12 protein-coding genes and 1 riboswitch are annotated in these 12,457 nt (G+C 43.5%); of the genes, 2 read left to right on the top strand and 10 right to left on the bottom strand.

Going from position 1 to position 12,457, the window contains the following annotated elements:
* Positions 1–265 precede the first annotated feature (265 nt).
* The 7 genes from cobJ to H6F92_RS22085 form a co-directional block, all read right to left on the bottom strand.
* Entirely contained in the window at positions 266–1,711 is a 1,446-nt protein-coding gene (gene cobJ, locus H6F92_RS22055) for a precorrin-3B C(17)-methyltransferase (RefSeq protein ID WP_190359494.1), read from the bottom strand.
* Positions 1,708–2,436, bottom strand: coding sequence for a Uma2 family endonuclease (locus tag H6F92_RS22060; RefSeq protein ID WP_190359495.1), 729 nt, complete (start codon positions 2,434–2,436; stop codon positions 1,708–1,710). Before H6F92_RS22060 ends, cobJ begins: the two co-directional genes overlap by 4 nt.
* Before the next feature lie 74 nt (positions 2,437–2,510).
* Positions 2,511–3,215 (bottom strand): precorrin-2 C(20)-methyltransferase, encoded by a 705-nt coding sequence (gene cobI, locus H6F92_RS22065; protein WP_190359496.1) that lies wholly within the window; start codon positions 3,213–3,215, stop codon positions 2,511–2,513.
* Positions 3,212–3,838 (bottom strand): precorrin-8X methylmutase, encoded by a 627-nt coding sequence (locus H6F92_RS22070; RefSeq protein ID WP_190359513.1) that lies wholly within the window; start codon positions 3,836–3,838, stop codon positions 3,212–3,214. The genes cobI and H6F92_RS22070 overlap by 4 nt, the downstream gene beginning before the upstream one ends.
* Before the next feature lies 1 nt (position 3,839).
* The gene (cobG, locus tag H6F92_RS22075; RefSeq protein ID WP_190359497.1) at positions 3,840–5,264 is read right to left on the bottom strand and encodes a precorrin-3B synthase; all 1,425 of its coding nucleotides are present in this window, start codon (positions 5,262–5,264) and stop codon (positions 3,840–3,842) included.
* A 57-nt stretch (positions 5,265–5,321) separates the two neighbouring features.
* A riboswitch (cobalamin riboswitch) is annotated at positions 5,322–5,473 on the bottom strand.
* Positions 5,444–6,100 carry a DUF3782 domain-containing protein gene (locus H6F92_RS22080; protein WP_190359498.1) on the bottom strand — a complete coding sequence of 219 codons (657 nt, stop codon included), beginning with the start codon at positions 6,098–6,100 and terminating at the stop codon, positions 5,444–5,446. (Overlaps the previous riboswitch by 30 nt.)
* Positions 6,101–6,157: 57 nt before the next feature.
* On the bottom strand, positions 6,158–6,697 hold the full coding sequence (locus tag H6F92_RS22085) for a DUF3782 domain-containing protein (protein WP_190359499.1): 540 nt from the start codon (positions 6,695–6,697) through the stop codon (positions 6,158–6,160).
* 100 nt (positions 6,698–6,797) lie between these two features.
* Here H6F92_RS22085 and cbiE point away from each other — a divergent pair, with 100 nt between their 5' ends.
* Positions 6,798–8,030 carry a precorrin-6y C5,15-methyltransferase (decarboxylating) subunit CbiE gene (cbiE, locus tag H6F92_RS22090; RefSeq protein WP_190359500.1) on the top strand — a complete coding sequence of 411 codons (1,233 nt, stop codon included), beginning with the start codon at positions 6,798–6,800 and terminating at the stop codon, positions 8,028–8,030.
* Positions 8,031–8,135: 105 nt separating this feature from the next.
* Positions 8,136–8,768, top strand: coding sequence for a Uma2 family endonuclease (locus H6F92_RS22095; protein WP_190359501.1), 633 nt, complete (start codon positions 8,136–8,138; stop codon positions 8,766–8,768).
* 313 nt (positions 8,769–9,081) lie between these two features.
* Here H6F92_RS22095 and ppsA read toward each other — a convergent pair whose 3' ends face one another.
* From ppsA to H6F92_RS22110, 3 genes are all read right to left on the bottom strand, one after another.
* Positions 9,082–11,523 carry a phosphoenolpyruvate synthase gene (gene ppsA / locus H6F92_RS22100; protein WP_190359502.1) on the bottom strand — a complete coding sequence of 814 codons (2,442 nt, stop codon included), beginning with the start codon at positions 11,521–11,523 and terminating at the stop codon, positions 9,082–9,084.
* Between the two features lie 470 nt (positions 11,524–11,993).
* Positions 11,994–12,113 carry a UPF0175 family protein gene (locus H6F92_RS22105; RefSeq protein WP_242030237.1) on the bottom strand — a complete coding sequence of 40 codons (120 nt, stop codon included), beginning with the start codon at positions 12,111–12,113 and terminating at the stop codon, positions 11,994–11,996.
* Positions 12,114–12,258: 145 nt separating this feature from the next.
* Positions 12,259–12,387: a hypothetical protein gene (locus tag H6F92_RS22110; RefSeq protein ID WP_004162043.1), complete on the bottom strand. Its 129-nt coding sequence runs from the start codon at positions 12,385–12,387 to the stop codon at positions 12,259–12,261.
* Between the last annotated feature and the right edge of the window lie 70 nt (positions 12,388–12,457).

Below are 12,457 nucleotides of genomic sequence, written 5' to 3' on the forward strand. Positions count from 1 at the left end.
AAAAGCGTTTAAACTCTTCTGGATTCAAATTTTTTACTTTTTCGTAAGTCATTGTTTTTCTGAGTGTTTTACTTTATTTTACATAATCAGTTCCTATTTTTGCAGGAGGTCTATTCTCTTGTCTCGTGCCAAGGTTCCACCTGGCAATGGGAAAAGTCAGCGTCTCCCTCCCTTCCCCGCATTACAAGGGACATCCTTGCAACGCGGTACACTACCTCTTGCAAGAGTGCCTATTCCAACCAAGAAATTAATTTTGTCCTATCACCTAATAGTGACGTGGAGTATAAACCCATTGCTTGGTTTTACCTTGCTCAATCAGGCGAGTTTTACTCGATCCGATCAAAATTATAGTCCGCATATCCGCATCGTTAATAGTCATATCCTCTAGGAATTTCACCGTCACTGTTTCCCCTTTTCGTCCTAAATTACGCGCTAATACCACAGGAGTTTGCGGCGATCGCCATTGTAATAAAATCTCTTTTGCCTTCTCCAATTGCCAAGTGCGCTCTTGAGACACAGGATTATAAAATGCGATCGCTAAATCTGCCCGGGCTGCAAACTCAATGCGCTGAGAAATCACCTGCCAAGATTTGAGAAGATCCGATAGGGAAATTGCACAAAAATCATGGCCTAAAGGTGCGCCAACCCTGGCAGCCGCCGCCTGCATGGCCGAAATCCCCGGACAGACCTGAATGGCCACCTGCTGCCATGCCGGTTTGGCTTTTTTTTCTAATACCTCAAACACAGCTGCGGCCATGGCATAAATGCCGGGATCTCCGGAGGAAACTAAGACAACCGATCGCCCCTTAGCTGCTAAATCTAGGGCCATTTCCGCGCGATCTAGTTCCACCCGATTATCCGATTCATGGCGGACAATTGCTGGTTTTCTCAGGGATTCTACCAAATCCAAATAAGTTTTATAACCCACCCAATCCGTGGCTTTTTCCAATACTTCTCGAACTTCTGGCGACATCCAATTTAGCGCACCCGGTCCGGTTCCGACTATGGCTAATTTACCTTGACTTTCCTGGGCCAAATCCCCTGGTAGTAAACCAGATTTTTCCTTAATTGGCTGGCTTTCCTCACAGAGATAAACTAAACAGTTACTGCTAGGTTTTGCTAAGTTTAAGTTATTTTTATCGATAATCTCAATGCTCAGTTTTGCTGCTGATGAAATCGGTAAATTACTATTTTTTAACCAGTCCGCTTCACCGATTAATTTTACTTTTTCACCAGCTAATAAATCGGACAGAAACTTCTTAGCATCATCGGGATTAACTAACTGATAACCCGGTGGTGGCGATAATAAGGTCGTTTTAAATCTAATATCACCAGTGGTGGTAATTGCGGGGGAAATTTGCCAAACCGAGGCAATTTGACGAGCGAGATCGTTAACCCCCTGTAAACCCCCCAACAAAGGCACTACGGCACTACCATCTTCTGCAATTGCTAATACAGGTGGTTCTTGCCATTTATTAGTTAATAAAGGTGCTAAAGTGCGAATCAAAATACCCGCCGCACAAATGCCAATAATTGGCGTTCCCGTCTGGAAAAATTCTCGCACCGTTTCGCCAAAATTACTATAGGTAAAATCAGCCGACTGGGTACGATCTATTAACCCATAAACCACTGCTTCCGGTAGGGCTATTTGCACTTGACGGGCAACGGGGATACTGGTTTCTCCTAAAATGAGAATAGCTGGAGGTTTCATTTTGTTTCCCCCGACTGCGCTGCGGTTAACTTTTGGATAAATTCTTGATGTTCTACCGAGTTAATTCCAGCCTTTAAGCTGTCTAACACCCGTGACATATTGCCGTTGAGCATGGCTGAAACATCTAACCACAAACCCGGAAATACTAGAGAGCAAATCACCCCTTCTTGGTTGGGTAACAAAGAAATATAATCACCATCTTGTAAACTAAACCAATCAATTTTTTGGTCAAATACCTGCCAAACAAGGTATTCTTGAATACCACTGCGTCGATAAGCACGTTTTTTATCCCCTAAATCTATGGCGGCACTACTAGCGGCAATTTCTACTACCAATTCCGGCGATCCTTCTAGGTATCCCTCTGCACTTAGGGTTGATTTACCCCCGCTTTCTTGACTGATTAATAACACCCCATCCGGCTGTAGTTCGTTGTCGATATCCAAGCGAACGGTTGGCTCAATACCCATTTGTACTTGGGGTGTAGCAGCTTGATAAACTCCCAACCAAGTGATTAAACGTCCGTGGGGTTCAGCATGAAATTTAAACCGTAATGGGGATGCCATATACACAACTCCTTCGATCAGTTCGGCTTTTTTTAATCCGGGCATAGCTTGATAACGGCGCTCGAATTCGGGACGAATTAAGCGATCGCCATTTTCTAAAGGGGGTAAATGTTGAGTCTTTACAGCCTGAGAATTTAAGGATTTAGCCAGGGAAGAAGTCATGGGGGCAGTCTTTGGGAACAAAACAGCATTGATTTCATTATAGATTGATTTAATTTTTAATTGTCTCTATAGAGTTATTGGGGTTTAGTTTTACTAGGAATCAGAATTAATGACCAGTAGGTGACAGCCTCTGGATCGATTTCGGTAATCGGAATAATTTGCTGATTGGGTAGGGTTGCTCGTTCGATGTAGAGGGCGCGTTCTAATAATCCTAATTCCTGGAGAATATCGCGAACTTTAGCGAAATGTCTGCCTAATTTAATAATGGCTGCTGCATCGATAAAGGCTAGGCGATCCCGCAATATTTCTGCCTCTAAAGTAGCCGGCATGATGCTAAATACGTCATTTCGATAAGTGATAGGTACACCCAGCATTGCTGCACTTGCCATCACTGAAGAAATACCGGGTACGACTTCAATGGAAAAGCGATCGCACAAGCGATTAAAGATATACATAAATGTGCCATACAACATCGGATCGCCCACACATAGCACCGCCACATCTCGACCTAAGTTTAACTGTTCGGCGATATTTTCGGCGGCAAGATCATAATGAGGTTGAGAACTGCGCTCGACACTAAAAGGCAAAGGCATGGGAATTTCTATCTGCTCGGGACGGATAAAATCCGAGACAATTGCCCGTGCCAAAACTTTGCCACTTTCTAAGGTAGGATAGGCAATTACTGGAACAGTTGTGAGAATCCGGTGTGCTTTTAGCGTCAACAATTCGGGATCACCGGGCCCGATTCCTAATCCATAAAGTTTGCCTAATTTATTCATAATTCGTTCTCTTTTGCTAAAGCATTGACTGCCGCTGCTGCGATTGCGCTGCCTCCCCTACGTCCGTGCAGGGTAATAAATGGCACACCACGACTATTAGTTGCTAATTCTAATTTCGACTCTGCCGCTCCTACAAATCCCACGGGAAAGCCTAAAATCAAAGCTGGTTTATCTACATTTTGATCGAGCAATTCTAGTAGGTGAAAAAGTGCGGTTGGTGCATTACCAATGGCTACCACTGCTCCAGCTAAATGAGGTCGCCAAAGTTCTAAAGCGGCAGCGGAGCGGGTATTATTAATTTGCCGTGCTAACTCGCTCACTTCTGAATGATTGAGGGTACAAATAATCGGATTATTTTTAGGTAAACGGGCTTTGGTAATGCCATTAGCGACCATTTGAGAATCACAGAGAATTGCTGCACCCCCAGCGAGGGCATTTCGTCCGATTTTAACCGCGTCCGGTGATGCTTCTAAATCTTCTGTTATGTCTGTCATCCCGCAGGAATGAATTAGACGAACCGCCACATGAGCTAAATCATCGGGGAGATTTTTCCAGTTAGTTTCAGCCCGAATAATAGCAAAAGATTTGCGGTAAATTTCCTCACCATTTTTAATGTATTCCATTCTATTCATCTAAATTTTTCGATTTTTGGGAGCTTAAAATTTGGGCTATGAGCGGGGGAATCTTGGTAAATTCTCCCTCAAATATGGGTGTTTCTAATAATTTTTGACTATCACCCACATAGACTTGATAAGCTTCCATTATTTGGCCATTTTCCTCGATGGTAGTTCCTAAAAGGGTAATTTCGGCTGGACCCGGTTGAGCGCAGGATTTAGCACAACCGGTCAAATGAATATTAACAGGAGAATTGCCGGTTAAGTGTTCCTGCAAATAATCTGCCAGGAGAGAAGCATGAATTTGAGTTGCAGTGGCTGCTGCTGCACAACCGGGTTTACCGCTACAGGCAACTATCCCCGCATCCCATCCAAGAGAAGCGGATAATCCTAAGGATGCCAGTTTTGGCAACAATTCTGAGACTTTTTCATCGGGAATATCGGGTAATATAACAGTCTGCCAAGGGGTTAATCGTAACTGACCACTGCCAAAAGTTTCTGATAGTGCCGCTAATCCCCATAGTTGATTAGCCGTCAATTGTCCTAATCTTAATGATAGACCAATATAAGACAATCCGGGTTGCTTTTGAGGATGAATTCCCAGATGAAAATAGGGTTGAGTAGAATGGGCAGCTTGCTGGTATTCTTGCCGTTGTATTATGCCGGTAGAAGTCCGATGTAATTGAGAGTTAACTTGTTCGAGATATTTTGTCAATCCCCAATCTTTTAGTAGGTGTTTCATCCGAGGTTTTTTACCCTTGATATTGGGGGTTTGTTGAACATAATCGACATAAACCTTTACTAGAGCTTTCACCACAGCTAAACAGTTTTCTGGCTCAATTAATAAGTCCGTGTCATAGAATTGTTTATCTCCTACGAGGGCTAATCGAAAGCAAACAATAGAAGTTAAATTTGTCGGATTATTGACGGTAATTGCCGATAGCTGAATCTCGTTATAGCGGTGTTGCCAAGCCATAGTTGAACCGGTGCCAATTCCCACTGCACCACCGCCATCGATCCCGATACTAAATTTAGGACTTAGTTGGACAATTGATGGATAATTTTGGATAAAATTATCTAATTCTTGGACTAATGGACGAGTATCGATCAATTCTTGGCAGTCAATTCCAGCCGTGGGACTGGACATGATATTACGCAGATGATCGATACTGGGATTATGGGCAGCTAACCCTAATTTTTGTAGGGTTTGAAATTCTTCTAAACTGGGGGATTTTTGCAGTCCGCGAATTTGCAGATTTGCTCGATTGGTAACTTGTATTGTCGTCTGCCATTGTTCGAGCCAAGTGGCGATCGCTTTTCCCTGTGGAGAATTGAGCCATCCACCGGGGGTGCGGAGACGAATTAAAAACCCATCCTGGGCAGCAGTTCCATAAAATAAACCGGGACAAGCATTTGCTTTAACTAACCAATTCACCGTTGTTTGTTCTCCATGCGACGCAGAGAAGTAGTTAGAAAATTAGTTGTCTATACTACCGATCAAAAGCTTGTAATTGGTATTCTGACTCGCAAGGAAAAAGGGAAGATGTACTCTTTTTACTTGATTACAGCTGCGGCACAGTACCAGAATTGCACTGGACTTTCCCAAAGACAAGTTTAAGGATTATACCACGTTTTTGGTTGAAACTCAGTATCGTTAAGAATTGCTACATTTTCCCCCCTTTGTGCCAAGACAAATAAACCTTGACGATAAGCATATTTATCCGCTCCTTCTTCGATTTCAATGCCGGCTACTGCCCCATATAATTGTTTGTGGTTATATTCGGGGAAAAATTGCCTAAATTCTGTTAGATTCTTGATTAATTCTTTGACATCATCTACACTTAAACTACTTTTGACTTCCACTACTAGCACATGATTTTCATTAGTTACTAACACATCAATTTCTAGGGTTTTACCGTCGAGACGTTTTCTGACTCTTTGACTAACTTGATGTACGGGAATATCACGATTTAAAAATAAAGTCTCACAAGCGGGAGCTACCATATTTTCGACAAAACGTCCCCATTTACCGCCAAGATTACCAATTTCTTTACTAAGTCTGGTAATTTGGCGATCGGTTTTTAAAGATTGTTCTTTGAGAACACGCTCGGTTTCTTGAAAGCGTCGCTCGGTTTCTAAAGATTGTTCTTTGAGAACACGCTCGGTTTCTTGAAAGCGTCGCTCGGTTTCTTGAAAGCATCTTTCTGTCTCTTTTTGAGCTTCTACCAATTCGGCTAATAATTTCCAAACGTCATCGGCGGTGGTGGTCATAATTTTTCAGATAAATTAACTTGACAATAACCTGATTATATCTTGTTTTTAAACCCCCTACCAAGTTTGCGGTTGAAACTCAGTATCGTTAAGAATTGCTACATTTTCCCCCCTTTGTGCCAAGACAAATAAACCTTGACGATAGGCATATTTATCTGCTCCTTCTTCGATTTCAATGCCGGCTACTGCCCCATATAATTGTTTGTGGTTATATTCGGGGAAAAATTGCCTAAATTCTGTTAGATTCTTGATTAATTCTTTGACATCATCTACACTTAAACTACTTTTGACTTCCACTACTAGCACATGATTTTCATTAGTTACTAACACATCAATTTCTAGGGTTTTACCATCGAGACGTTTTCTGACTCTTTGACTAACTTGATGTACGGGAATATCACGATTTAAAAATAAAGTCTCACAAGCGGGGGCTACCATATTTTCGACAAAACGTCCCCATTTACCGCCAAGATTACCAATTTCTTGACTGAGTCTGGTAATTTGGCGATCAGTTGCTTGAAAGCGTCGCTCGGTTTCTTTTTGAGCTTCTACTAATTCGGCTAATAATTTCCAAACATCATCGGCGGTGGTGGTCATAATTTTTCAGATAAATTAACTTGGCACTAACCCGATTATATCTTGTTTGAAGGATAGAGCCTGATGGCAGATAATGAAACAGTAGCGATTTTTTTTTTATATGGCGGATCGCAATTGTCAGTCGAAATGGCTATCGATCATAGGAATTGGTGAAGATGGCTTAGAAGGGTTAAGTTCAGTGGGGCGAAGTCTGCTTTCTTTAGCATCAGTTATTGTCGGTGGTGAACGTCATCTGGCAATGTTACCCCCAGAGGATCGACGGCAAAAACTGCTCTGGACTTCTCCTATTCAAGACTCTGTGAACGAGATTATCCGCCTTCGTGGTCAATCCGTCTGTGTTTTGGCCAGTGGTGATCCCATGTGCTACGGGATTGGTGTCACCCTCACCCGTCAGATTCCCCTTGAGGAAATGACGATTATTCCCTCTCCTTCTGCCTTCAGTCTTGCCTGTAGTCGTTTGGGTTGGTCCCTGAGTGAAGTGGAAACTTTGAGTTTGTGCGGTCGGCCCCCGGCCTGCTTGAATGGGGTGCTGTATCCCGGCGCTAAACTGCTGGTACTGAGTGCCGATGCCCAGACTCCTGCGATCGCTGCTCGGCTGCTCAGGGAGGGAGGTTTTGGCGAGAGTTCCATCACGGTTTTAGAACATCTAGGGGGAACCCTGGAACGCCACATTCAAGGCATCGCCAACGATTGGCAGTTTACAGATCTGGCGGATTTAAATGTCATCGCCATTAGCTGCATCTCCTCCCATCCCCCCACCCTGGCGCCGCGCCTTCCAGGACTGCCGGATTCTGCCTACCATCATGACGGACAGTTGACAAAAAGAGAAGTTCGTGCTATCACTCTGAGTAGATTGGCTCCCCTACCCGGACAATTGCTCTGGGATGTGGGGGCAGGTTGTGGTTCCATTGCCATTGAGTGGCTGCGTAGCGATCGCCGTTGCCAGGGGATTGCGATCGAACATCATCCCACCAGATTACAATACATTGCCGATAATGCCGCCGCCCTGGGAACGCCTCACCTGCAAATCGTCGCCGGAATCGCACCGAGCGCCCTAGAAGATTTACCGCAACCGGACGCTATTTTTATTGGTGGCGGTATCACCACACCCCACCTATTGGAAACCTGTTGGTTAGCCCTGCGCCCTGGGGGTCGTCTTGTTGCTAACACTGTTACAATTGAAAGTGAATTAGTCCTCTTGCAATGGCATAGTAAATTAGGAGGGGAACTGCTGCGAATTGGCATTGAAAAAGCCGAACCGGTCGGCAAGTTTTTAGGTTGGAAAGCAATGGCTCCCGTAACCCAGTGGACTGTTCTGAAACCGAGATTGTAAATCCTTGATTTTCTCCTTGATTTCTCTTGCAAAAGTTGTAAATATCCTGACGACTGACTCCTAACCCCACCAACAAACTTTTTGCCGCAAACCCTACTTAGTCTCATGGTTTCGCAACTAGATAAAACTAACGTCACTGAAATTATCTACCCCGATAGCGATGGTCAACCCATGGCCGATAATACCCTGCAATTTCGTTGGATTACGACGATTAAAACTAATTTAGACTGGCTATTTCGCCAGCAGTCTGATGTCTTTGTTGCGGGGGATTTACTTTGGTATCCCGTGGAAAATGATAATAAACTGCGTCAAGCGCCAGATATCATGGTGGTTTTTGGGAGACCAAAAGGGGAAAGAGGTTCCTATCGACAATGGCTAGAAAATAACATTAGTCCCCAGGTGGTTTTTGAAATCCTCTCTCCGGGTAACACCCTCACGGAAATGGCCAAAAAACAGCTATTTTATCAGCGTTATGGGGTCGAGGAATATTATCTTTATGATCACCATAAAAATGATGCCAGTGGTTGGATAAGAGGGGAAAATCAGCTAGAAATTCTAGAAATTCTCGATAATTGGGTTAGTCCCCGTTTAGGAATTTGTTTTCAGTTAGGAGAACCAGAAATGTTACTTTTTTATCCCGATGGACAAGCTTTCACTAGCTATAATCAGGAAAAACAACGAGCGGAACGATTAGCCCATAAACTGAGGGAATTAGTCCTTAATCCTGACAATATCTAAGTTTATCTCTTAATCGCAGTTTAAAGTTAATATTTGTTAAGAGATAAATTGGGCTATAGGTATTTTCAGTATATAAATCCATACTAAGTCCTTTGAGTGCGGATTTATACTAAATCCGGTTATTAAAAACTGATTATTTATTTCCCCCAACCCTACCCCGATGTCGGGGGGGTTGGGGGGTTGCCTTTTGCATGAGCAGAAAACGGGTTTCTCCGAGAAACCCGTTTTCTGTGCGTTACTCAACGGATTTAGTATAATATTGTCAACATACCAATACAAAAAAAGGTGGGACTTGCCCACCTTTATCACTAAACTATTGTCCTTTCTCCACTGCTGCCACCATCAATAAAGTTTTGAGGACAGAATCAGGATTAAGACTGATGGAATCGATGCCTAATTCCACTAAAAATTGAGCAAATTCGGGGTAATCACTGGGGGCTTGACCACAGATACCGATTTTGCGATTATGGGCTTTAGCGGTTTCAATGGCCATTTTAACCATGCGTTTAACTCCCTCATTCCGTTCATCAAAAAGATGGGCAACTAGGGCAGAATCCCGATCTAATCCTAAGGTTAATTGGGTCAAATCATTAGAACCGATCGAAAATCCGTCAAACACCTGAGCAAATTGGTCGGCAAGAATTACATTACTTGGTAACTCACACATCACATAAACTTGCAAACCATTAACCCCGCGTTCGAGACCATTTTTCGCCATTTCTTCGAGGACTCTCATCCCTTCTTCGGGGGTACGACAGAAAGGAATCATCGGAATCACATTAGTTAATCCCATTTCTTCCCGGACCATTTTCAGCGCCCGACATTCCAAAGCGAAAGCCTCGCGATAATTAGGATCAGTATAACGGGAAGCGCCGCGCCAACCGATCATCGGGTTTTCTTCCTTGGGTTCAAAGGGTTTGCCACCCAATAAATTAGCGTATTCATTGGATTTAAAATCGGACATCCGCACAATTACATCTTTGGGGTAGAATGCGGCTGCAATCATGGCAATTCCCCGGGCCAATTTATCGACGAAAAATTGGGGTTTATCCTCGTAGTGTTTGGTTAATTCGGCGATTTGGTCTTTTACGTCTCCTTCTTCCAGTTCGTGGAATTTCAGCAAGGCACTGGGGTGGGCCTGAATATGGTTAGCGATAATAAACTCTAGACGCGCTAAACCGACACCTTGGGCAGGAATATCGGCAAAAGCAAAGGCTTTTTCAGGATTACCGATATTCATGAGGATTTTTGTCCGAGTTTGCGGCAAATTGTCCAGGTGAGTTTCGCAAATTTCAAAGGGTAGCAATCCGAGGTAAACTTTCCCTTCATCCCCTTCCGCACAGCAAACGGTGACTTCCTGACCGGTTTTAATCGTTTCCGTGGCATTATTGCAACCCACGATCGCTGGAATGCCCATTTCTCGTGCGATAATAGCGGCATGGCAAGTACGACCACCCTGATTAGTCACGATCGCGCTTGCTTGTTTCATAATCGGTTCCCAGTCGGGATCCGTGCGATTGGTGACGAGAACTTCTCCCGGTTTAAAGTTGTTAATTTTATCTACACTGAGGATAACTCTGGCTTTTCCTTGACCGATTGCCGCACCTACACTCCGTCCTACTGCTAAAACTTGACTTCTTTGCTTAATCTCGTAGGATTTAAGGATATTAGCGGCTTTTTGCGATTGTACGGTTTCTGGACGCGCCTGAACGATAAACAGTTCTCCCGTGATCCCATCTTTTGCCCATTCGATGTCCATGGGGGTGTAGGTTCCGCGCACTTGCGAGTAATGTTCCTCGATTTGGGCTGTCCAACGGGCTAAAGTAAGGATTTCTTGGTCACTAATGCAGAATTGATCCTGTTCTAGCTTGTTAACTCGGATATTCTTGGTTAAACGCGATCCTCCATCATCGTAGATCATTTTGATCGCTTTACTGCCGAGGCGTTTTTCGAGGATGGGTTTGTAACCGTTTTTAAGAGTGGGTTTAAAAACCAGATATTCGTCGGGGTTAACAGCACCTTGCACGACATTTTCCCCTAAACCGTAGGCTGCCGTGATTAAAGTGGCATTTTTGAACCCTGTTTCCGTATCGATGGAAAACATCACCCCGGAGGTGGCTAGATCTGAACGCACCATTTTTTGGACACCGACGGAAAGGGCGACGGCAAAGTGATCGAAACCGTTATGATGACGGTAGGAAATAGCGCGATCGGTGAATAAAGAGGCAAAACATTTATGGCAAGCTTCTAAAACTCCCCTCACCCCTTGCACGTTGAGATAGGTTTCCTGTTGTCCGGCAAAACTCGCTTCTGGTAAGTCTTCGGCAGTGGCGCTTGAGCGAACGGCCACATCTATGGAATGATAGAGATCATCGCCATAACGTTCACAGAGTCGGCGATAGGCAATAGCGATCGCATGACTTAAATCATCGGGGAACGGTGTATTGAGGATTAATGTGCGTGCTTGTTTACCTTTTTCTTGCAGGTTCTGCACATCGTTTTCGTCTAAATCTTGGAAAATTTGTCTTAATTGTGCGTCTAGTCCGGCTTTTTCGACAAAGTGACGGTAAGCGTAAGCGGTGGTGGCGAATCCTGTGGGGACATTAATCCCTTTCGGGGTTAATTGTTGGATCATTTCGCCTAAGGAGGAGTTTTTCCCACCGACTAATCCCACGTCTTTGCTGTCTACTTCTTCAAACCACAGAATTAATGCTTGTTCTCTAGAGGTTCTCGCAACATCTTGTAGTAGCATCATAAGTATTTTTACCTCTGTACTTTATACTTTCAGTTTAGCGACATACCATCTTCAAAAATCCTTGAGTTTGATATTTATTTACAAAACTCTATAATAGCCAACTCAGCCACGCTCACCCTATCTCTAAAGGGGTTAATTGTCTAGGTACTTAACACAAAAATTAACAAACTAATCAGGAGTCTCAACAGTAACTTTCCTCAATGATAGCCTTAGTTATCTCAAAATAGTTACAGCAGTTATCTCAATGGTGAGATAAGTAGGTGGGTGGAATTAAATATAGGATGAACGTAGGTTGGGTTGAAGCATGAAACCCAACGCCCGCATAGTTTACAGTACCGCTAACCCATCCTACAAATAATTGTGCCTCCCTACTTAGGAAGTTTTCGTTTTGGGGAGTCGGTCGTCAGCAGTCAGGAGTCAATACCAAATTAGGTTATACTTTTTTTTATGAGAAGGGCTGTAATTTAGCTTTAGGCATTTTCAAAGTCTGATAATAGTTCTTCTTCTGTTAAGTCAATCATCCCTACGCCAAAATCGGTCAATCTCAATAAAAAATTAACCCTATCCACTCCTAATAAATTGGCAGCCATACCCGATAAAATAAGTAGCTGGTTATAATTAAATTAAAAATGGATTTTAGGTTCGATCCCCCCTGCCCCCCTTGATAAGGGGGGTGCCGATAGGCGGGGGGATCCCCCTTAATAAGGGGGGCATCTGATAATTTTTAACGCCTACCTACTTAGGTTTCATCTCAAAGAGTTTTACTACCATAGCCCAGGTTGCTTCTCTCTCGAATTCCTCGCGGGTTTTTTGAAGAAAGTCGGGTAAATTTTCAGGATAATTTATGGTTAGTTGTAAAGTCATATATCGTGCTATATTTGTCCTATTTTTCTAGGTTGGATTTCACCTAGTTTAGCTCAATCCAACCTAGATT

Source organism: Microcystis wesenbergii FACHB-1317, assembly GCF_014696875.1.
Taxonomy (GTDB): Bacteria; Cyanobacteriota; Cyanobacteriia; order Cyanobacteriales; family Microcystaceae; genus Microcystis; species Microcystis wesenbergii_A.